Genomic DNA, 20,740 nt, shown 5'->3' with positions numbered 1-20,740 from the left:
GAGGAAACAAAAGAGATGGCAGATTACTTAGTAATCGTGGAATCTCCCGCAAAGGCAAAGACGATCGGAAAATATCTTGGGAAGAAATATATTGTGAAAGCTTCCATGGGACATGTCCGTGATTTACCGAAAAGTCAAACGGGAGTAGACGTGAAAAATAATTATGAACCGAAGTATATTACGATTCGAGGGAAAGGACCAGTACTGAAAGAATTAAAATCCGCTGCAAAAAAAGTAAAAAAAATTTATCTCGCTGCCGACCCGGACCGAGAGGGGGAAGCGATCGCTTGGCATCTTGCCCACAGTCTCGGGATCGACACGAATTCAAAATGTCGCGTCGTGTTTAATGAAATTACGAAAAAGGCCATCAAAGAAGCCTTTCAAGCACCACGCGAAATTGATATGGATTTAGTGTATGCCCAACAAGCGAGGCGTATTTTAGATCGACTTGTTGGATATAACATTAGTCCACTTCTTTGGAAAAAAGTGAAAAAAGGATTGAGTGCTGGTCGGGTTCAATCGGTTGCTGTTAAAATGATCATTGATCGTGAAAAAGAAATTCAAGCGTTTGTGCCGGAAGAGTATTGGAGTATAGAAGGAATGTTTGACCGAGAAGGGGAAGTCTTTGAAGCGAAATTTTACGGAGTAGACGGTAAAAAAACAAAGCTACAATCGAAAGAAGACGTAGATCGGATTCTTGCTAAATTAGACGGAAAAAATTATCGCATTACAAAAGTAGAACGAAAAGAAAGAAAGCGAAACCCGGTCTTACCTTTTACGACTTCTTCTTTACAACAAGAGGCAGCGCGGAAGCTCAACTTTCGGGCAAAAAAGACGATGATGATCGCTCAGCAATTGTATGAAGGTGTTGATATCGGAAAAGAAGGGACGATTGGACTTATTACGTATATGAGAACAGACTCCACGCGGATTTCCAACACCGCAAAAGAAGAAGCAAAAGCTTACATTGAAGAAACATTTGGCAAAGAATACGTGCGAAAAGGGCAAAGGAACCGTAAGCAAGGGGAAAATACGCAAGATGCTCACGAAGCGGTAAGACCAACCTCGATAGCCAAAGAACCCAAAGACATTAAACCGTACTTATCGCGGGATCAGTACCGTTTATATAAATTAATATGGGAAAGAATGGTAGCTAGTGAAATGGCACCGGCGGTAATGGATACGATGTCAGTAGATTTGGAAAATAACGGCGTTCTTTTTCGCGCCAACGGGTCTAAAATTAAATTTCCAGGATTCATGAAAGTATACATTGAAGGAAAAGATAACGGAAAGAAAGAAGAAGATCGCTTTTTACCGGACTTACATGAAGGAGAAACAGTTCAAAACAAAGAAATGAAAGAAAATCAACATTTCACGCAACCACCGCCTCGCTATACGGAAGCGCGCTTAGTGAAAACGATGGAAGAAAAAGGGATAGGAAGGCCGTCCACTTACGCGCCAACGTTAGATACGATTCAACGGAGAAACTATGTCGCTTTAGAAGATCGTCGTTTCGTTCCGACGGAGTTAGGTGAGATCGTCACCGAATTAATGGTGGAATTTTTCCCGGAAATTTTGGATGTAGAATTTACAGCGAAAATGGAAAATGACCTTGACTACATTGAAGAAGGTCGTCAAAATTGGATCAGTATTATCGATGATTTTTACAAAGAATTTGAAAAAAGACTTCAAGTTGCTGAAAATGAAATGGAACAAGTCGAAATTAAAGATGAGCCTACGGGTGAAGATTGTGAAAAATGCGGTCACCCTCTTGTGTACAAAATGGGAAGATACGGCAAGTTTATTGCTTGTTCGAACTTTCCTGAATGTCGCAATACGAAACCGATCGTAAAAGAAATTGGTGTGAAATGCCCACGCTGTAAAGAAGGAAATATTGTCGAGCGAAAAAGTAAAAAAAGAAGGACATTTTATGGATGTGACCGCTATCCCGAATGCGAATTTGTCTCTTGGGACAAACCGATTACTCGAACTTGTCCAAAATGTGAAGCGATGCTCGTTGAAAAGAAAACGAAAAAAGGCGTTCATGTAGCATGTACCGAGTGCGATTATAAAGAGAACCCGAACTAATTTTTCAAACCAATCCCCTACATCTGTTAGGGGGTTTCCTTTGGCTAAAATTGAAAAAAAAGGAAGGTGATTCCATGACAGTAACCGTCATCGGTGCTGGTTTAGCAGGTAGTGAAGCGGCTTGGCAAATTGCAAAAGAAGGGGTTTCCGTCCGCTTAGTTGAAATGCGTCCTGCAAAACAAACACCGGCCCACCATACCGACCAATTTGCCGAACTCGTCTGTAGCAACTCATTGCGCGGAAATAGTTTACAAAATGCAGTCGGGGTATTAAAGGAAGAAATGAGACGTTTAGATTCTGTCATTATACACGCGGCAGATGCTGCCAGTGTCCCTGCCGGCGGGGCATTAGCCGTTGATCGTCACGATTTTTCGGCCCGGGTGACGGAACAAGTAAAAAACCATCCCTTAATCACTGTTGTGAATGAAGAAGTAACGGAGATTCCCGCTGATGGACCGACCGTTATTGCAACTGGCCCCCTCACGTCAGAACGTTTATCGGAAAACATTCGGGCATTCAGTGGGGAAAAACATCTTTATTTTTATGACGCAGCAGCACCGATTATTGAAGCGGATTCCATTGATATGGAAAAAGCATATGTGAAATCTCGCTATGATAAAGGAGATGCTGCTTATATTAATTGTCCGATGAATGAAGAGGAATTTCATCGCTTTTATGAAGCATTGATTCGTGCCGAAACAGTGGAGTTGCGATCTTTTGAGAAAGATATCTTTTTTGAAGGATGCATGCCAATTGAGGTAATGGCCCGACGTGGAAAACAGACGCTCACTTTTGGACCGATGAAACCGGTGGGGCTGGAACATCCGGAAACAGGTGAACGTCCTTATGCAGTGGTGCAACTGCGCCAAGACAACAAAGAAGGGACATTGTATAATATTGTTGGTTTTCAAACGCATATGAAATGGGGTCCGCAAAAAGAAGTGATTCGCATGATCCCGGGACTTGAAAAAGCAGAAATTGTTCGCTACGGCGTCATTCACCGGAACACATTTATCAACTCCCCACGCATATTAGAACCGACATACCAAACAAAAAAGCGAAAAGATTTGTTTTTTGCCGGTCAAATTACAGGAGTGGAAGGATATGTCGAATCCGCTGCAGCAGGATTAGTAGCAGGACGAAACGCTGCGAAATTACAGAAAGGGGAAGCGCTAGATATATTTCCGCCTGAAACGATGATTGGTGCCCTTGCCCAATACATTACCACTGCCAATCCTGACAATTTCCAACCGATGAATGCTAATTTTGGCTTGTTGCCTCGTTTAGAGGAACGGGTCAAAAAGAAACAAGAGCGCAATGAACGGTTGGCTCACCGCGCATTGACGTCCATTCAGAATTTTATGAAAAAATAAGTAACTTTCTTGCAGAAAATTGTCGCGTATGGTAGAATTTAATAGCTTTTAAGGTTGGGGTGAATTGCATTGACAACCAATGTTACAGACGCAAAAGAACAATTTCTTCGCTATCTCATGGTCGAAAAAAATGCTTCCCCATTCACCATCAAGTCATATGAAAATGACATAAACCATTTTACTCACTTTTTAGAAAGCGAAAATCTCCATCATATTCAAACAGTGGATCTTCACGTTGCCCGAAGCTATGTAAGTTTTTTATATGACCAAGGGTACGAACGTCGTACGATGACGCGCAAAATTTCAGCGATGAGAAGTTTTTTTCGCTTTTTAAAACGAGAAGAAATCGTTTCGATGAATCCATTCTCCGGCACGAGGCTTCCTAAAAACCAACAGGTGTTACCTCGTTTTTTATATGAAGAAGAGATGGAGGCGATTTTTTCCGCATTTCAAAAAGAAAAAGCACGGGACCAGCGCGATCTTGCCCTTTTCGAACTGTTATATGCAACAGGGATGAGGGTGAGTGAAGTGTGCCGTGTGGAAGTGGATGACATTCACTTTGATTTAAAAACCGTCCTTATTAAAGGGAAGGGGAGAAAAGAACGTTACGCTCCGATATCTAAGAAAGCGTTAGAAGCGGTTGCTTATTATATGGGGCACGCTCGTAAAAAGGTATGCACCCTTTCACCAGCTCCGAAACAATTATTTTTAAATCATCAAGGGAAACCTTTAACAGAACGTGGTGTCTATTATATTGTGAACAGACGTGCAAAAGAACTCAGTGAAACGTTGCACGTATCTCCCCATGACATCCGTCACACCTTCGCAACACATTTATTAAACCGGGGAGCGGATTTGCGCTCGGTGCAAGAACTGTTAGGTCATGAGCATTTGTCCACAACACAAATGTATACCCACGTAACAAAAGAGCGGTTACGGGAAGTGTACAATGGAAGTCATCCACGCTCGAAAAAGAAAGGAGATTCGTAATGGAGTCCCGTTTTCATGCGACTACGATTTTTGCTATTCAGCATCAAGGTGAGGCTGCCATGGCTGGTGACGGACAAGTCACTTTTGGAGAAGCTGTTGTGATGAAACACACAGCCACCAAAGTGCGTAAAATTTATCATGGCAATGTCCTTGCCGGTTTTGCCGGTTCTGTGGCAGATGCGTTCACACTGTTTGACATGTTTGAAGGAAAGCTGGAACAGTGGAATGGAAACTTGGAACGGGCTGCAGTAGAACTTGCGAAAGAATGGCGAACGGATAAAATGTTGCGCCGTTTGGAAGCAATGCTGGTGGTGATGGATAAAGAGAAATTGCTTCTTGTAGCTGGAACTGGTGAAGTGATTGAACCGGATGATGGCATTTTAGCTATTGGCTCCGGTGGTAATTATGCTTTAGCGGCAGGCAGAGCCCTAAAAGAACATGCTTCTCATTTAAGTGCAAAGGAAATCGCGCGAGCTTCGTTAAAAACAGCTGGCGATATTTGTGTGTATACAAACGACCATATCATTGTCGAACAGTTATAAAGAAAAGACTATAAGGAGAAAGGAGCCGGTGTATGAATCAGCACCCACTTACTCCAAAACAAATTGTGGAAAAGTTGGATCAGTACATTATCGGTCAAAAAGAAGCGAAACGTTCGGTCGCAGTTGCTTTGCGAAATCGCTACCGCAGAAGCTTATTGGATGAGCGCTTACGAGAAGAAATTACTCCAAAAAATATTTTGATGATTGGTCCGACCGGTGTTGGGAAAACGGAAATTGCAAGAAGGTTGGCGAAATTTACCGGCGCACCATTTATTAAAGTAGAAGCGACAAAATTTACAGAAGTAGGTTATGTGGGCCGTGATGTGGAATCAATGGTACGGGATTTAGTTGACACAGCCGTCCGACTTGTGAAAGAAGAGAGAATGGAATCGGTGAAAAAAGAAGCAGAAGAACGTGCCAATCGTCGCCTCGTCAAGCTGCTCGTACCGGAAAAGAAAAAGCGCGAAACCTTCAGCAATCCGTTTGAAGCCCTTTTCCAACAACAGACCGTTCAGTCTAATGAGGAGCCGGAAGAGCCTGAGATTGCCCAAAAACGAAAGCAAATTGCTCATCAATTAGCCCTCGGGGAATTGGAAGATCATCTCGTCACGATTGAAGTGGAAGAATCTCACGGAATGATGGATATGTTTCAAGGATCAGGACTTGAACAAATGGGGATTAATATGCAAGATGTGCTTGGACAAATGCTTCCGAAGAAAAAGAAAAATCGTCGGTTGCCAGTGCGAGAAGCCCGGGTGATTTTAACGGAACAAGAAGCACAAAAATTAATCGATATGGATGAAGTGAGTCAAACGGCAGTTTCAAAAGCCGAGCAGTCGGGTATTATTTTCATAGATGAAATGGATAAAATTGCAGGTAGAGAGAAAGGGGCAGATGTATCCCGGGAAGGAGTACAACGTGACATATTGCCAATTGTAGAAGGTTCTACAGTGACAACAAAGTATGGACCGGTGAAAACCGATCATATTTTGTTCATTGCAGCAGGAGCATTCCACATGTCAAAGCCGTCCGATCTTATTCCCGAACTGCAAGGCCGATTTCCGATTCGGGTAGAGCTTGATAACTTAACAAAAGAAGACTTTGTTAAAATTTTAACCGAACCAGATCTCGCTTTAATAAAGCAATATCAAGCTTTGTTAAAGACAGAAGGTATAAATGTGGAATTTTCTGACGAAGCTGTAAATAAGATTGCTGATATTGCTCAAGATGTCAATCAGCATACAGAAAATATTGGTGCACGTCGACTTCATACATTGTTAGAACGTCTCCTGGAAGATTTAAGCTTCGAAGCTCCAGACATTACAATGGAGACGATTACGATTACACCAGAGTATGTCGAAGAAAAACTCTCCAATATTGCGAAAAACCGAGATTTAAGCCGATATATTTTATAACAAAACAGGAGGAGACTGAAAGATGGATTTGTTAACGAGAAGTCGGAAAATTAATGACATGTTGCAAAAGGCAGGCGGGGAAAGTGTTAATTTCACAGATATGGCTGAAACACTACGTGACGTGTTGGCGTCCAATGTGTTTGTCATTAGTCGTCGTGGAAAACTATTAGGTTACGCCATTGTTCAAGAGATTGAAAATGAGCGCATGGAAAAAATGCTGGAAGAACGGCAATTTCCAGAAGAGTATACCGAAAGTCTGTTTGAAATTCACGAAACATCCCCGAATTTGCCTGTCGATAGTAAGTATACTGCATACCCGGAAGAGGACAAAGATCTATTTAAAAATGGCTTAACGACAGTCGTTCCGATTGTGGGCGGAGGTCAACGTCTTGGAACGCTTGTATTCTCCCGCTTAAATGATCCGTATGAAGATGATGATTTAGTGTTAGCGGAGTACGGTGCGACAGTCGTAGGAATGGAAATACTTCATGAGAAAACGCAAGAAATTGAAGAAGAAGCACGGAGTAAAGCGGTAGTACAAATGGCGATTAGCTCTCTTTCTTATAGTGAACTAGAAGCGGTAGAACATATTTTTGAAGAGCTAGACGCCAAAGAAGGATTGCTTGTCGCAAGCAAAATTGCTGACCGCGTCGGCATTACCCGTTCCGTCATCGTAAACGCACTCAGAAAATTAGAAAGTGCCGGTGTGATTGAATCGCGTTCTTTAGGAATGAAAGGAACGTACATTAAAGTATTAAACGATAAATTTCTCATTGAATTAGACAAGTTAAAAATGAGTGGTTAATCGACATATCATTACAAACTACGAGGAGAACCAATTGTGATGGAAATCGTAATTGGTTCTTTTTTCATGCCTTTGTTCGCCGTGACTGAAGATAAGAAATTGCGCTTAGAAAGGAAAGTGCAAACTTAAGTCTTATGATTTAGTAGAAATGGAGATGGTACTTTTATATGAATTTGTGAACAATGTTAGACAAATGAGGAAAATTTATATAAAATTTAGGTAGCATGTTGTAGAAAAAGGAAAACTTTTGCGGTAGAATGAGGTATTGTACGAATGATGTATCGAAAAAATTCATAGATAAATAGTCACGGGAGGGGAGAAACATGGGACTTTTTGATTCTAGTTCTTTTTATGCCCTGGAAAATGGATTGAAAGGCGCACTCTTGGAGCAAAAAGCGATTGCACAAAATGTCGCGAATAGTGACACTCCAAATTATAAAGCAAAGCGGGCTCAATTTCAGCATGTGTTGGAAGAAGTAACGGAAAAACAACGACTAGAAGCATACCGGACACATCCGAAACATATAGCGTTTGGTCCAATGAAAAAAGGACCTTATATAAGCGAAGATCGCTCCACGATGTACCATCATAACGGAAACAATGTCGACATGGATAAGGAAATGTCGAATCTAGCAAAAAACCAAATTTATTACAACGCATTAACGGATCGTTTAAGCAGTAAGTTTCAAAGTTTAAAATCTGCCGTTCGGGGAGGATAGAGAACGATGGGGATTTTTCATGGGATCAATATTTCTGCCTCTGGTTTAACAGCTCAGAGGTTGCGCATGGATGTTACTGCTGCGAACATCGCCAATGCAGATTCAACGAGAGGTCGGTTCGTCAATGGGGAGTGGGAACCTTATCGTAGGAAAATGGTATCGATGTCGCCAAAACAACCTTCTTTTTCTACTTACTTAAAAAAAGCGCAAGGAAACGGGGAAAGAAACCCGGGGGAAGGAGTAAAGGTTGACCGGATCGTGGAAGACACAACACCATTTAAACAAGTGTATCGACCGGATCATCCGGAAGCGAACGAAGATGGCTTTGTCGCTTTGCCAAACGTGGATCCATTAAAAGAAATGGTGAATATGATCAGTGCGACGCGTTCCTATGAAGCGAATGTCACAACGATCAATGCAACAAAAAACATGATGTTAAAAGCATTGGAAATCGGACGGAATCAATAAAATCGTTCCGTTCTAAAAGGGGAGGAAACCGATGAATCCTTTTATATCAAACGTAGTAACACCGATGTCGCCACAAGTGAAGCAGGCAGAATCCAGCTCGACGATAAAGACACCAGCAGAAGCCCAAGAGACGTTTAAAAAAGCATTGAGTGAAGCGATTCAAAAAGTAAATGAAGCACAGCATCATTCCGATGAAATGACGACAAAGCTCGCGACAGGAGAAGTGGAAGATTTACATGACGTCATGGTCGCGGCGGAAAAAGCAAGTGTCATGTTACAAACAACCATTGAAGTACGAAATAAAGCAATGGAAGCTTACCAAGAAATCATGCGAATGCAAGTATGATGGAACGTTTCCAGGTGATGTAGGCGGGAGGAACCATGAAAGAACAATTGTTACAAGCGAAAGAGAAAGCAACTGAATATTGGAAAACGCGGTCAAAAAAACAAAAATGGTTCATGCTCGCCACCTTCATCCTATTTTTCCTCCTTCTTTTATTGCTCGTATTTTTGATGAGACCGAACTATGTTCCTTTATATACAAATCTTTCTCCGGAAGAAACAGGTCAAATAAAAGAAACATTGGACCAACGCGGGATCCCTTCACAATTATCGAATGATGGTTCTGCCATTAGCGTACCTGAAGACCAGGTCGATGCGTTAAAAGTGGAACTCGCTGCCGAAGGAATACCGGAAAGTGGCGCCATTGATTATACATTCATCGAAGACCAAGTCGGTTTTGGAATGACAGATAATGAGTTTAGCGTCATGGAAAGAGCCGCGATGCAAACGGAATTGGAAAATTTAATCCAAAACCTTGATGGCGTGGAAAGCGCGAATGTCATGATTACTCTACCGGAAGAATCCACTTGGGTATCAGAAGAAGCGAAACAAGCAACGGCCTCGATCGTTCTTAACACCGGTGGACGGGGGAGCATCGATGAGGAACAAATACGAGCGTTGTACCATCTCGTTTCCAAAAGTGTACCGGACTTACCTGTAGATAATATCGTCATTATGAACGAAAGATTTGAACATTTTTATTATGAAGATAGTAATAATTCTTCCTCATCGATGAGCGCATACGAAGAACAACGTCAAATTCAATTAGATGTGGAACGACGACTGCAAACGCAAATTCAACAAATGCTCGGGACGTTAATGGGGCCTGATAAAGTTCTCGTTACGGTGACGACAGATTTAGATTTTACGCAAGAAAATCGCGAAGAAGCACTCGTAGAACCAGTGGATGAAGAGAATATGGAAGGAATTGAAATCAGTGCAGAACGAATCACCGAGACTTTTGAAGGAGAGGAAATAGAAGAAGGTGGTGTGCCGGGGGCAGGAGAGGAAGATGTCGTAAACTATCCGGCCGGTGGCATGGATGGAAATGGGGATTACGAACGGACGGAAGAACGAATTAACAATGAAGTGAATCGCATCCATCGAGAAATCGTTGAAAGTCCTTATAAAATCAGAGATATTGGGATTCAAGTCATGGTGGAACCGCCTGACCCTGAAGATCCGACTTCTTTACCACCAGGTAGTATAAACGATATTGAACAAATATTAAGCACGATTGTGGCGACAAGTATTGATGATACATATTTAGAAGACGTCACAGAAGAAGAAATCAGTGAAAAAATATTTGTTTCTTCTCAACCATTTGCTGGGAAAGTTGTTGTAGAAGAAGAAGTTAGCACCAATATTCCACTCTGGATGTATATTTTATCCGGTGTACTCATTGTGCTTGTCATCGTGTTAGCCTTCTTACTGTTAAGAAGAAGACGACAAGAAGAGGAAGAATTACTAGTAGAGGAAGATCTTCCAACCGAAGAAGAGATTCCAGACATCCCAGAAAGAGAAGATTCGGAACACGAGACAAGAAGAAAGCAACTGGAACGTCTAGCCAGAGAGAAACCGGAGGAATTTTCGAAGTTATTACGGACTTGGTTGTCTGAAGATTAGGAGGAACGAGAATGGCAAGGGGCGGAAAAAACAGGTTAACTGGTAGACAAAAAGCAGCAATGCTTTTGATCTCTCTCGGTCCTGATGTGTCAGCGCAAGTGTATAAACATTTAAGCGAAGAAGAAATTGAAAAGTTGACGCTGGAAATTGCCAATGTTCGTCAAGTGGATAGTGAGACGAAAGAGCGCGTGTTAGAGGAATTTCATCAAATTGCACTTGCGCAAGATTACATTTCACAAGGTGGAATTGGATATGCAAAAAGTGTATTAGAAAAGGCTCTCGGTGAGGAAGAAGCGATGGCTATCATCGAGCGCCTCACATCCACTTTACAAGTAAAGCCCTTTGACTTTGCGCGCAAAGCCGATTCCTCTCAAATCTTGAATTTTATTCAAAACGAACACCCACAAACGATTGCGCTTATTTTGTCTTATTTAACACCGGAACAAGCGGGTCAAATATTGTCCGAACTTCCACAAGAAATGCAAGCGGACGTAGCGAAACGCATTGCCGTGATGGATAGCACGTCACCGGAAATCATTAACGAAGTGGAAACCATTCTTGAACAAAAATTGTCTGCTACCGTCACCCAAGACTATACGGAAACCGGTGGGATTGAATCGGTCGTGGAAGTGTTAAATAGTGTCGACCGCAGTACGGAACGGACCATTTTAGATGCTCTTGAAATCCAAGACCCTGAATTAGCAGACGAAATCAAAAAACGGATGTTCGTCTTTGAAGATATTGTGACGTTAGATAATCGCTCGATTCAACGTGTCATTCGTGATGTGGAAAACGACGACTTGCAACTAGCATTAAAAGTAGCCAGTGAAGAAGTGAAAGAAGTCATCTTTAACAACATGTCGAAACGAATGGCCGAGACTTTCAAAGAAGAAATGGAATTCATGGGGCCGGTCCGTTTACGGGACGTGGAAGAAGCACAATCTCGAATTGTAGCGATTATCCGTCGTCTCGAAGAAACCGGTGAAATTATTATTGCGCGCGGCGGAGGAGATGATGTGATTGTCTAACGTCATTAAAAGCGTAGGGGAACGAACGCTTTCTACGGAGTCGCGACCGATTGAGATTAAAACCATTTCTCTTCCTAAAAAAGAAAAAGGAGCGGAAAAGAGACAGGACGAAAAAGAGAATCAACGATTGGAAACGTACTTGAAAGAGAGAGAACAGCGATTACAACAAAAAGAAAAAGAGATGGAAAAGCGCCTTCGTGCAGCGGAGGAAGAGTTACAGCTCGCTCGCGAAAAAATCAAAAAAGAAGAGCAAGAGGCGGAAGAAAAATTACAAGTTGCCTTTCAACAAGCAGAAGAAACAGGTTATCAAGCAGGTTTTGAAAAAGGAGTACAAGACGGATTCCTCTCTTACGAACAAAAAATAAATGAAGCAAAAGAAGTGATACAAACGGCGAAAAATGACTATCATCTTTATTTAGAAAAAGCAGAACCCGTCATTTTAGAATTGGCGCTTGCCATTGCGAAACGAATTGTCCATCATGAATTGCAAGATGAGGACAAGTGGATGCAACTTGTAAAAGAGGCAGTTCAAGAAGTGAAAGAACAAAAAGAAGTGGCCATTTACGTTGCTCCAACGCAGTATCCGCTCTTAAAGAATCGACAACAAGAAATGGAAAGTATCCTTCCTTATGCAAAAGAGTTAATTATTTTGCCAGATGCAGAGTTAACAGACAATGCTTGTTTCATAGAAACACCATACGGACGAATCGATGCGTCTGTCGATAGTCAACTGGAAGAATTAAAACGTCAATTACACGAGCGGTTAAAGGAAGGGGAAAAGGATGAAAGCAGCTGATCTCATTCCGGTTGTTTCACAGTTAAATCCGTTGAAGCAATACGGAAAAGTCACTCGCGTCGTTGGCCTTACCATTGAATCGCAAGGCCCAAAAACAGCAATAGGAGATATTTGCCTCATTCATACAAATCACCAAAAAGAAATCGTCTGGGCGGAAGTTGTCGGTTTTAAAGATCAAAAAGTACTCCTCATGCCTTTTACTCCTATGGTAGATATCGGACCGGGAAATTTAGTGGAAGCAACGGGAAAGTCTCTTCAAATAAAAGTAGGGACAAATATCGTCGGACAAGTATTAGATGGAATTGGTCGTCCTTTAAATGGAATGGATTTGCCAAAAGGTCTCCTTGTAACGGATGCGGAACGAGAGCCTCCAAATCCGCTCATGCGACCGCGAATTGATACCCCCCTTTCCCTTGGAGTGAAAGCCATTGACGGGCTACTTACGGTAGGACGGGGACAAAGAGTAGGTATTTTTGCCGGTAGTGGGGTCGGGAAAAGTACCCTTCTTTCCATGATTACGAAGCACTCCGAAGCAGACGTAAACGTCATTGCATTGATCGGGGAGCGCGGCAGAGAAGTAAAAGAATTTATTGAGCGAGATCTTGGAGAAAAAGGGATGAAGAAATCGATTGTGGTCGTAGCGACTTCCGACCAACCGGCGTTAATGAGAGTGAAAGGAGCGTTTACGGCCACCGCTATCGCGGAATATTTTCGCGATCAAGGAAAACATGTCAACTTAATGATGGACTCAGTCACTCGTTTTGCGATGGCCCAACGAGAAATCGGCTTAGCAGTCGGTGAACCGCCGACAACGAAAGGGTACACCCCAAGTGTTTTTGCGCTTTTACCTCGTTTGTTAGAGCGTTCCGGCACGTACAACGAAGGAAGCATCACCGCTTTTTATACGGTATTGGTGGATGGCGATGATTTGAATGAACCAATTGCCGATGCGGTGCGCGGAATTTTAGATGGGCATCTCGTTCTCGACCGGAAATTAGCGGATAAAGGACATTTTCCCGCCATTCACATTTTAAAAAGTGTCAGCCGCATCATGAATGAAATCGTCACACCCGAACATCGCGAAATCGCATCTACGGTACGACGATTACTGGCGACGTACGAGGAGTCGGAAGATTTAATTCAAATCGGCGCCTATAAAAAAGGTTCTTCGCCGGAAGTAGATGAAGCGATGGAAAAAATTCCTTCTATTCACGCGTTTTTACAGCAAGATATGCATGAAGCATATACGTTTGATGAAACAATGGAGCAACTCGTTAAAAGTGTTCAATCATGAAGGGGAGTAAGATGATGGGTTTTACATATTCGTTCCAACAAATTCTTGAATTAAAAGAACGAGAGAAAGAGGCAAAAGAGCAAGAATACCAACAATCTGTCAATCAGTTCGAAAAAGTAGCAACGGCTTTATATGAGTTGTTGCGACAAAAAGAACAAATAGAAGAAATGTATGAAAAGAAAATGAAAGAAGGAATGTTGATTCAAGAATTACAACAAAACGAAAAAGCCCTTTTTCAACTTACCAACGAAATTCAAGCAGTGACGAAAAAAACAAACATCGCGCGTTTACGCATGCAAAAAAAGGAAGAAGAAATGAAAGTGGCTACAATAGAATGGAAAAAATATGAAAAAATGAAAGAGCGTGCCCACGAAAACTACAAGGAAGAAGTGAAAAAGGAAGAAGCGAAGCAAATGGATGAGCTTTCTCTTCGAAAATATGCCTTTCGTACATGAAATTAGGTGAAGGTATGGCGAATACGAACAATGAAAAAAAGACAAGTAAATTACAATGGTTTTTCCTCCTCTTTTTCATACCAGCTGTTTTTTTCATCGTTGTCGGTGTCATTATTTTATCGATTCTTGGCATCAATGTATTCGAGGCGGGAAAACATGTCGCATCCCAAATACCAGGGGTTCAATCATTATTGGAAGAGGAAGAAAAAGTTGACACCCCCACCGTCACGGTGGAAGACTTAGAACGAAAAGATCGAGAAATTGTCCAACTGGAGAGGCAATTGGAAGAAAAAGAAGAAGAAATACGCGCTTTAGAAAATGAGTTGGAAGAATTAACGTTAGAAGAAGAGGAAGACAGTGAAGAGCTTCCGACTGAAATCCAAAACGATTTGAAAGAACTCGCTCAGGTGTATGAAAGTATGTCACCGGGTAAAGCCGCTGCCATTATGGAAAACATGTCCACGGAAGAAGTGTTGTTTCATATGAGTGAAATGAATGTTGACACACGCGGTGCCATATTGGCAAAAATGGATCCGGAAAAAGCGGCGGAAGTAATGAATGCTTTCAGTCAAAAATGAAGCATATTTGAAAGGAGGTGAACAGATGAATATGCAGATCGGGCAACTGCTCTCAATGAAAAGTGACACGGCATTCGGTGAGATAAATCAACCGGGGCATACAGCAACGAATTTTTTCGATATTTTGCTAGGTGCTCAACATAAGATGACAAGTACAATGTTACAAGACGACACGAAGGAAAGCATCTTTTCTATTGAGGAAGCGTTGCAACAGTTTCTCAAAGAAGGAAAAGGAATCGTCGAAAACTTTTTGCCGGAATTGGCATTCTTATTATCGGAAGAAGTGTTCCTCTCTCCGTGGAATATGACAGACACTCCGTTTTTTTCCGAGCTTCCAACAGAAGTGCAGCAACTTCTATTGGAATGGTTGTCCCTTTCGGAAGAAGAGCAGTTAGATACTGTTGTCACGTGGCTTGAAGGAAGTGAAATGGCCGTCAACAGTGGGGTGTTATTCGATATGAAGCAACACTTCGAACGAGCGATGGCAGCAACGTTTATCATCACCGAAGCATTATCTCAGGCGAAAATGGAAGAATCTACGGAATTATTACAAGCGCTGGAAAACGTGTCGAAAGTAGCAGAAGGGTCTTCTATGACTATCTTCTCTCCTACTTTTTTCGCGGCAATTCAATCGTTGATGGACCCGCTACTAGGGAAGCAGTCAAGCGTGACGAATGCACGAACGCATCAAGAAGCGCTTGTGCACCGAGGAGAACAACTTCTTTCTTTTTTATCCATTTCCGAACCTCCTGAAAAACAAATCGGAAACATGGAGAGAAATGCCAATGACTATTTAAAACAAGTACTAGCACGTCATTTTCACACGAATCATCCCTCGGCGTCTCCTGCAACCGCTAGCCACATTGCGGATACCGGCGTCATGTCGAAGGTAGAACAGATGACCCTTTACTTAGGAGAAGCAAAGACAGAACACGCGCGGGCACAAGAATTTATTCGACAGTTTCAACAGTTGTTAGGGCGGAGTTCTCTTCAATCGTTTAAAAATGGAACGACTGAATTATCAATAAAACTGCACCCGGAACATTTAGGTCGGTTAGACATTAAAATTGTACACGAAAATGGCCGTTTGCATGCGCGACTGATCACAACGACCCAACTGGCAAAAGAAATGGTTGAGAGTCAACTTCACCAATTGAGACAAGCTTTCGTGCAACAAAATATTGGCATTGAGCGCATCGACGTGCAACAATCCCCGCTTTCTTATCTCCAACAAGAAGGACGGGAACAGAAAGAGCGGGATGAAACGCCATCCAAACAAAGAAAGAATAAAAATAACCGCGAAGAAAGTACTTCCGCTGACTTTGAAGAAGTACTGGCACAGTTAACTTTTAATGAAAAAGTGTAGGTGAAACAACGTGGACCAATCCATCCATAATGAGTATCAGATTCCCTCTTCAAACGAAACACCGATTGTGTCAGGACGAGATAGCACCATCATGGGGAAAGATGACTTTTTAAAAATTTTAATTGCCCAACTTGCAAACCAAGACCCTTTAAACCCGATGGAAGACCGGGAATTTGTGACACAAATGGCGCAGTTTTCGACCTTGGAACAAATGATGCAAATGACAAATGCGATTGAATCTTTTGCGAGAGTCCATGAAAGCACGGCCCTTGTCCAACATAGTGAATTAATTGGAAAAGAAATCGTCTGGGCTCGACTTGTAGAAGAAGATGGACGGATTGTCGATATCGAGGAAGTAACGAATACAGTCATATCCGTCAAGCGTGATCTCGATGGCAGCATTCGTTTACTTTTAGACGATGATCGCTGGATTAACAGCGAACAGCTCATCCAAGTGAATGAAAAGGAAGATAGCACGGATGCACCAGAAGAAGACAACGATGAAGAATAGAGAGAGATCGTCTAAAGGAGTGGAAGACGATGTCACATATTCCAATTAAAGGTTTCCATTCACTTCCCCCACTGCCAACACAAACAACAAACAAAACGACAAAGCACAAAGAAACATCCTTTCAAAACGTGCTCGAGCAACAAATGCAATTAGACAATCCTTTAAAACTAAGCAAACATGCGCAAAAACGTCTTCAGGAACGGGATGTCGTTGTAACCGCATCGGAGTGGGAACACATTTCAAAAAAAGTGATGGAAGCAAAAGACAAAGGGGTCACGGACTCAGTCGTATTAACGAAAGAAGCGGCGCTTGTCGTCAGTGCGAAAAACAACACAGTCATTACCGCGATGAAACGAGAAGAAGCGACCTCTCACATTTTTACGAACATTAACGGAACCATTGTCGTATAAGGTCCGACCGGACACGGAGACCGACAGACAGCCGACCGACCGACGCTGTCGCTATGAAAAAATTTGCAAGGAGGAATACATATGCTACGCTCCATGTATTCAAGTATTTCAGGTTTAAGAAACTTTCAACAAAAACTAGATGTGACATCGAACAATATCGCCAACGTCAACACCTTCGGATTTAAAAAAGGCCGGGTGACTTTTAAAGATATGGTCAGTCAACAAATCGCCGGAGCAACCGGGCCTGACGAAGTACGAGGAGGTTCCAATCCTCGCCAAATTGGACTTGGAGTACAACTTGGGACCATTGATACCGTTCACACCCAAGGAAGCCTACAGTCTACAAACCGTGAACTGGACTTAGGGATTGACGGGGATGGATTTTTTATTGTTGCAGATAGGGAGGGTAATCCATATTATACTCGAGCGGGTAACTTTTATTTAGATGAAAATGGCTACATTGTAACTGGTGATGGATATTATCTATTGGGTGAAGTTGACAATGGTGATAATGCAGATTTAATTATAAATAATAAAAATCTGTACCGTATTCAAATTGACCCCGACGTAGAAAGTTTTAGTATAGGAGAAAATGGAGTGATAGTAACTGTAGAATCAGGAGAAGAATCAGGAGAAGAATCAGGAGAAGAATCAGGAGATACCACAGCAAACGAAATAGCAACGATTCAACTTGCTTATTTTGCGAATCCAGAAGGACTTCAAAAAGTCGGTTCAAACTTATACATTGAAACAGCAAACTCTGGTTCTCCTTTTGATGATGATACTGGTGGTATTGCTCCACCAGGAGAAGATGGAACTGGTAGAATTGTCGCTGGTACGCTTGAAATGTCCAACGTGGATTTGGCGGAAGAGTTTACGGAAATGATTGTCGCCCAGCGTGGTTTCCAAGCGAACACCCGGGGGATTACGACCGCGGATGAAATTTTACAAGAGTTAATGAATATTAAACGATAATTTCTATGAAAGTTTGAAAAAAGGAGGGGGAAGTAAAGGGTTTCCTTTACTTCCTGCATACATATGATTCCATTAACGAAATTAAACGGGGATGTTTTTTACGTGAACGTTCCGCTCATTGAGCAAGTGGAAGCACTACCGGATACGACGATTACGTTAGTTAACGGGAAGAAGCTGTTTGTGCGTGAATCGACGAAAGAAGTGAATGAGCTCGTTCTCGCCTTTTACCGTAGAATCGGGTTGATGGGTATTTCAACGAGAAAGGAGGAGACGTAACGTTGTTTCAAAATAAGCTCGTCAATATAATGCTTATGATTCTCATGACGATCGCCCTCCTTGGCGTTGTCACCGTCCTTCTCGTTCGTTCCTTTTCGACGCCGGAAGCAAATGGAGCGAATCCGACGATTGATGAGATCATTGAAAACTCTTGGGAAACGGAGGAAATCACGACGAATTTAAATGGAAGAGGTTATGTACAAGCGCGCTTTCGCATTCATGTCGATTCCAAAGAAGCAAGGGAAGAACTGGAAAAACGTGATTTCCAAGTGAATCATATCATTATTCACGAACTTGCAGGGCAATCGGAACAAGAGTTGCGAACACAAGAAGGGATGGAAACGTTAGAAGATAATCTTCGTAGAAAAATTGATGATATTCTGGAAGCAGGAACAGTGATTCGTGTCTATATGACAGAGCGTGTCGTTCAATAGTTTATCGGAAAGGCGAATCGAGGTGATGGCAAATGGCAGATGTACTCTCTCAAGGGGAAATAGACTCTCTCTTATCTGCGCTCTCAACAGGGGAGATGGATGCAGATGAATTAAAAAAAGAAGAATCCGAACGAAAAATTAAAACCTATGATTTTAAGCGTGCGCTTCGCTTTTCCAAAGATCAAGTACGAAGTTTAACACGAATTCATGAGAACTTTGCACGCCTATTGACGACAACGTTTTCTGCTCAACTACGTACATTTGTGCAAATGAATGTCGCATCCGTCGATCAAATCCCATATGAAGAGTTTATTCGATCGATTCCAAAAATGACTTTGTTGAATGTTTTTGAAGCACATCCTTTGGAAGGGCGGCTCTTAATTGAAGTGAACCCGAACATCGGTTATGCGATGTTGGACCGACTTCTCGGCGGAAAAGGAACAGGGATGAACAAAGTTGAAAATTTAACGGAAATTGAAACGAAGCTCATCACTCAATTGTTTCACCGCATGTTAGAGACCTTTCAAACCGCTTGGGAATCGATGATTGAAATTGACCCTGTGATGGCTGATTTAGAAGTGAATCCGCAATTTTTACAAATGGTGTCACCGAACGAGACCGTCGTTGTCATTTCCCTGTCGACGACGATCGGAGAAGCGAGCGGAATGATTAACGTCTGTTTACCCCATGTCGTGTTAGAAGAAATATTACCGAAATTAACGATGCACCATTGGATGCAAACGAAGAAAAAGGAAAGAAAAGAAGGAGAAGTCGAAGCGCTGAAACAGACGTTAAAATCAACACAAGTTGCCTTAAAAGTCATTCTTGGCCATTCACAGATTACCGTGGAAGAGTTGTTACATTTACAACGAGGGGACGTCATTGAATTGGACCAAAATATTGATCAACCACTCGTCATTTATGCTGGTGGGGAGCCGAAATTTTACGGTCAACCGGGACAAAGAAAACAACGGATGGCGGTACAAGTGACAGAAGTATTAGAAGAGATGGGAGGATGGACGGATGAATGATGACATGCTTTCGCAAGAAGAAATCAATGAATTATTAAAAAGTGTCGAAGGAGACGATGGGGAAGAAGAATCAGAGCTTCGTGATACAAAAGAAACATCATTAAATTCTTCCATCGACGATTATTTAGATCCAATTCAGCAAGATGCCCTCGGTGAAATCGGCAATATTTCCTTTGGTAGTGCAGCCACTGCCTTATCGGAACTGTTGGGACAAAAAGTAGAGATTACCACCCCTACCGTATCCATCATTAAATACGATGAATTGGATGAAGAGTTTCCACAACCTCATGTTGCTGTTCATGTGAAATATACAGAAGGGTTTGAAGGAACGAATTTACTAGTGATCCATTCCCGTGACGCTGCAATTATCGCTGATTTAATGTTAGGAGGAGATGGCAGTTCTCCGTCGGAAGAATTGGATGATATGCATATAAGCGCGGTTCAGGAAGCGATGAATCAAATGATGGGTTCTGCTTCGACGTCCATGTCGACGGTTTTCAATAAGCGAGTTGATATTTCTCCACCAGGGATTGACATGTTGGATGTGAAAGAAGGCGAAGGAACAGATAAATTGCCGGATGAAGACAATATCGTCCAAGTGGCATTTCGCTTAAAAATTGGCGATTTAATTGACTCTTCGTTAATGCAATTATTGAGTATTCCGTTTGCTACTCAAATGGTGAGCGATTTAATGAATCCGGAAACGGAAGTTGGCTTGCAAATGGAAGAGCCGGTAGCGGCACCAGAGCCGACACCACCTGCACCGGATCCAACCCCGCCTCCAAAAGCAGAGCCGGTCATGGAAGAGTCGCCGAAAGAAGAAGTGTCGCAACGACCAACCCAAGACCATGCTTCATTAGACAGTGGCAAAACGATGGATGCGACAAACAAGCGAGTACAACCTGCTGCTTTTGCTTCTTTTGACACGCCGTCCTTAAACGAATCAGAAGCGCGAAATTTAGAGATGCTCCTTGATATTCCGCTGGAAGTCACGGTGGAATTGGGGCGTACGAAGCGATCCATTGGTGATATTTTAGAATTTACGCAAGGATCGATTATCGAACTAGATAAATTGGCAGGAGAACCGGTGGATATTTTAGTGAATCAAAAGTTAATTGCAAAAGGAGAAGTCGTCGTAATCGATGAAAACTTCGGGGTACGAGTGACAGATATTGTAAGCCGAGCAGATCGGATAAAACATTTAAAACAATGACTGGG

23 protein-coding genes are annotated in these 20,740 nt (G+C 42.3%); all 23 read left to right on the top strand.

Translation table 11 applies throughout. The annotated features are described in order from the left end of the window. Positions 1-15: 15 nt before the first annotated feature. The 23 genes from topA to fliY all read left to right on the top strand — a co-directional run bounded on the left by topA (position 16) and on the right by fliY (position 20,735). Positions 16-2,088 carry a type I DNA topoisomerase gene (gene topA, locus GJS40_RS11575; RefSeq protein ID WP_270898016.1) on the top strand — a complete coding sequence of 691 codons (2,073 nt, stop codon included), beginning with the start codon at positions 16-18 and terminating at the stop codon, positions 2,086-2,088. 74 nt (positions 2,089-2,162) lie between these two features. After that, the gene (trmFO, locus tag GJS40_RS11570) at positions 2,163-3,461 is read left to right on the top strand and encodes an FADH(2)-oxidizing methylenetetrahydrofolate--tRNA-(uracil(54)-C(5))-methyltransferase TrmFO (RefSeq protein WP_270898015.1); all 1,299 of its coding nucleotides are present in this window, start codon (positions 2,163-2,165) and stop codon (positions 3,459-3,461) included. Positions 3,462-3,530: 69 nt separating this feature from the next. Continuing rightward, complete coding sequence (gene xerC, locus GJS40_RS11565; protein WP_270898014.1) at positions 3,531-4,451, top strand: tyrosine recombinase XerC; 921 nt, start codon at positions 3,531-3,533, stop codon at positions 4,449-4,451. Next, positions 4,451-4,993: an ATP-dependent protease subunit HslV gene (hslV, locus tag GJS40_RS11560; protein WP_270898013.1), complete on the top strand. Its 543-nt coding sequence runs from the start codon at positions 4,451-4,453 to the stop codon at positions 4,991-4,993. The genes xerC and hslV overlap by 1 nt, the downstream gene beginning before the upstream one ends. A 32-nt stretch (positions 4,994-5,025) precedes the next feature. Further along, the gene (gene hslU, locus GJS40_RS11555; RefSeq protein ID WP_270898012.1) at positions 5,026-6,408 is read left to right on the top strand and encodes an ATP-dependent protease ATPase subunit HslU; all 1,383 of its coding nucleotides are present in this window, start codon (positions 5,026-5,028) and stop codon (positions 6,406-6,408) included. Positions 6,409-6,430: 22 nt separating this feature from the next. Continuing rightward, positions 6,431-7,213: a GTP-sensing pleiotropic transcriptional regulator CodY gene (gene codY / locus GJS40_RS11550; RefSeq protein ID WP_270898011.1), complete on the top strand. Its 783-nt coding sequence runs from the start codon at positions 6,431-6,433 to the stop codon at positions 7,211-7,213. Between the two features lie 323 nt (positions 7,214-7,536). After that, complete coding sequence (gene flgB / locus GJS40_RS11545) at positions 7,537-7,932, top strand: flagellar basal body rod protein FlgB (RefSeq protein ID WP_270898010.1); 396 nt, start codon at positions 7,537-7,539, stop codon at positions 7,930-7,932. Between the two features lie 6 nt (positions 7,933-7,938). After that, a complete protein-coding gene (gene flgC / locus GJS40_RS11540) occupies positions 7,939-8,400 on the top strand; it encodes a flagellar basal body rod protein FlgC (RefSeq protein ID WP_270898009.1) in 462 nt (153 codons plus the stop codon). Positions 8,401-8,431: 31 nt separating this feature from the next. Next, complete coding sequence (gene fliE / locus GJS40_RS11535) at positions 8,432-8,746, top strand: flagellar hook-basal body complex protein FliE (RefSeq protein WP_270898008.1); 315 nt, start codon at positions 8,432-8,434, stop codon at positions 8,744-8,746. A gap of 35 nt (positions 8,747-8,781) precedes the next feature. Continuing rightward, positions 8,782-10,368 (top strand): flagellar basal-body MS-ring/collar protein FliF, encoded by a 1,587-nt coding sequence (gene fliF / locus GJS40_RS11530; protein WP_270898007.1) that lies wholly within the window; start codon positions 8,782-8,784, stop codon positions 10,366-10,368. A gap of 11 nt (positions 10,369-10,379) precedes the next feature. Beyond that, complete coding sequence (gene fliG, locus GJS40_RS11525; RefSeq protein WP_270898006.1) at positions 10,380-11,396, top strand: flagellar motor switch protein FliG; 1,017 nt, start codon at positions 10,380-10,382, stop codon at positions 11,394-11,396. Further along, a complete protein-coding gene (gene fliH, locus GJS40_RS11520) occupies positions 11,389-12,192 on the top strand; it encodes a flagellar assembly protein FliH (RefSeq protein WP_270898005.1) in 804 nt (267 codons plus the stop codon). Before fliG ends, fliH begins: the two co-directional genes overlap by 8 nt. Next, a complete protein-coding gene (fliI, locus tag GJS40_RS11515; RefSeq protein WP_270898004.1) occupies positions 12,179-13,486 on the top strand; it encodes a flagellar protein export ATPase FliI in 1,308 nt (435 codons plus the stop codon). The genes fliH and fliI overlap by 14 nt, the downstream gene beginning before the upstream one ends. A gap of 14 nt (positions 13,487-13,500) precedes the next feature. Beyond that, positions 13,501-13,941 (top strand): flagellar export protein FliJ, encoded by a 441-nt coding sequence (gene fliJ / locus GJS40_RS11510; protein WP_270898003.1) that lies wholly within the window; start codon positions 13,501-13,503, stop codon positions 13,939-13,941. Between the two features lie 14 nt (positions 13,942-13,955). Then, complete coding sequence (locus GJS40_RS11505; RefSeq protein WP_270898002.1) at positions 13,956-14,519, top strand: MotE family protein; 564 nt, start codon at positions 13,956-13,958, stop codon at positions 14,517-14,519. Between the two features lie 25 nt (positions 14,520-14,544). Next, complete coding sequence (locus GJS40_RS11500) at positions 14,545-15,885, top strand: flagellar hook-length control protein FliK (protein ID WP_270898001.1); 1,341 nt, start codon at positions 14,545-14,547, stop codon at positions 15,883-15,885. A 10-nt stretch (positions 15,886-15,895) separates the two neighbouring features. Further along, a complete protein-coding gene (flgD, locus tag GJS40_RS11495) occupies positions 15,896-16,396 on the top strand; it encodes a flagellar hook assembly protein FlgD (protein ID WP_270898000.1) in 501 nt (166 codons plus the stop codon). Between the two features lie 29 nt (positions 16,397-16,425). Further along, positions 16,426-16,806, top strand: a complete 381-nt coding sequence (locus GJS40_RS11490; protein WP_270897999.1) for a TIGR02530 family flagellar biosynthesis protein — start codon at positions 16,426-16,428, stop codon at positions 16,804-16,806. A gap of 81 nt (positions 16,807-16,887) precedes the next feature. Further along, positions 16,888-17,781 (top strand): flagellar basal body rod protein FlgG, encoded by an 894-nt coding sequence (flgG, locus tag GJS40_RS11485; protein WP_270897998.1) that lies wholly within the window; start codon positions 16,888-16,890, stop codon positions 17,779-17,781. Between the two features lie 63 nt (positions 17,782-17,844). Continuing rightward, on the top strand, positions 17,845-18,057 hold the full coding sequence (locus GJS40_RS11480) for a flagellar FlbD family protein (protein ID WP_270897997.1): 213 nt from the start codon (positions 17,845-17,847) through the stop codon (positions 18,055-18,057). A gap of 2 nt (positions 18,058-18,059) precedes the next feature. Next, positions 18,060-18,491, top strand: a complete 432-nt coding sequence (fliL, locus tag GJS40_RS11475) for a flagellar basal body-associated protein FliL (protein WP_270897996.1) — start codon at positions 18,060-18,062, stop codon at positions 18,489-18,491. Positions 18,492-18,523: 32 nt separating this feature from the next. After that, entirely contained in the window at positions 18,524-19,522 is a 999-nt protein-coding gene (gene fliM / locus GJS40_RS11470) for a flagellar motor switch protein FliM (RefSeq protein ID WP_270897995.1), read from the top strand. Continuing rightward, a complete protein-coding gene (gene fliY, locus GJS40_RS11465; RefSeq protein ID WP_270897994.1) occupies positions 19,515-20,735 on the top strand; it encodes a flagellar motor switch phosphatase FliY in 1,221 nt (406 codons plus the stop codon). Before fliM ends, fliY begins: the two co-directional genes overlap by 8 nt. Positions 20,736-20,740: the final 5 nt, after the last annotated feature.

Origin of the sequence: Aliibacillus thermotolerans (assembly GCF_027853235.1) — a bacterium.
GTDB lineage: Bacteria > Bacillota > Bacilli > Bacillales > Marinococcaceae > Aliibacillus > Aliibacillus thermotolerans.
This window is presented reverse-complemented; position numbering and strand designations above follow the sequence as displayed.

Excerpts from the sequence above, each read along its gene's own strand:
- topA (WP_270898016.1), top strand. The coding sequence starts at position 16 with ATGGCAGATTACTTAGTAATCGTGGAATCTCCCGCAAAGGCAAAGACG.
- fliF (WP_270898007.1), top strand. The coding sequence starts at position 8,782 with ATGAAAGAACAATTGTTACAAGCGAAAGAGAAAGCAACTGAATATTGG.
- GJS40_RS11500 (WP_270898001.1), top strand. The coding sequence starts at position 14,545 with ATGAATATGCAGATCGGGCAACTGCTCTCAATGAAAAGTGACACGGCA.
- hslU (WP_270898012.1), top strand. The coding sequence starts at position 5,026 with ATGAATCAGCACCCACTTACTCCAAAACAAATTGTGGAAAAGTTGGAT.
- fliJ (WP_270898003.1), top strand. The coding sequence starts at position 13,501 with ATGGGTTTTACATATTCGTTCCAACAAATTCTTGAATTAAAAGAACGA.
- flgB (WP_270898010.1), top strand. The coding sequence starts at position 7,537 with ATGGGACTTTTTGATTCTAGTTCTTTTTATGCCCTGGAAAATGGATTG.
- GJS40_RS11490 (WP_270897999.1), top strand. The coding sequence starts at position 16,426 with ATGTCACATATTCCAATTAAAGGTTTCCATTCACTTCCCCCACTGCCA.
- GJS40_RS11505 (WP_270898002.1), top strand. The coding sequence starts at position 13,956 with ATGGCGAATACGAACAATGAAAAAAAGACAAGTAAATTACAATGGTTT.
- codY (WP_270898011.1), top strand. The coding sequence starts at position 6,431 with ATGGATTTGTTAACGAGAAGTCGGAAAATTAATGACATGTTGCAAAAG.
- GJS40_RS11480 (WP_270897997.1), top strand. The coding sequence starts at position 17,845 with ATGATTCCATTAACGAAATTAAACGGGGATGTTTTTTACGTGAACGTT.
- fliG (WP_270898006.1), top strand. The coding sequence starts at position 10,380 with ATGGCAAGGGGCGGAAAAAACAGGTTAACTGGTAGACAAAAAGCAGCA.
- fliI (WP_270898004.1), top strand. The coding sequence starts at position 12,179 with ATGAAAGCAGCTGATCTCATTCCGGTTGTTTCACAGTTAAATCCGTTG.
- flgC (WP_270898009.1), top strand. The coding sequence starts at position 7,939 with ATGGGGATTTTTCATGGGATCAATATTTCTGCCTCTGGTTTAACAGCT.
- fliE (WP_270898008.1), top strand. The coding sequence starts at position 8,432 with ATGAATCCTTTTATATCAAACGTAGTAACACCGATGTCGCCACAAGTG.
- flgG (WP_270897998.1), top strand. The coding sequence starts at position 16,888 with ATGCTACGCTCCATGTATTCAAGTATTTCAGGTTTAAGAAACTTTCAA.
- trmFO (WP_270898015.1), top strand. The coding sequence starts at position 2,163 with ATGACAGTAACCGTCATCGGTGCTGGTTTAGCAGGTAGTGAAGCGGCT.
- fliY (WP_270897994.1), top strand. The coding sequence starts at position 19,515 with ATGAATGATGACATGCTTTCGCAAGAAGAAATCAATGAATTATTAAAA.
- fliM (WP_270897995.1), top strand. The coding sequence starts at position 18,524 with ATGGCAGATGTACTCTCTCAAGGGGAAATAGACTCTCTCTTATCTGCG.
- hslV (WP_270898013.1), top strand. The coding sequence starts at position 4,451 with ATGGAGTCCCGTTTTCATGCGACTACGATTTTTGCTATTCAGCATCAA.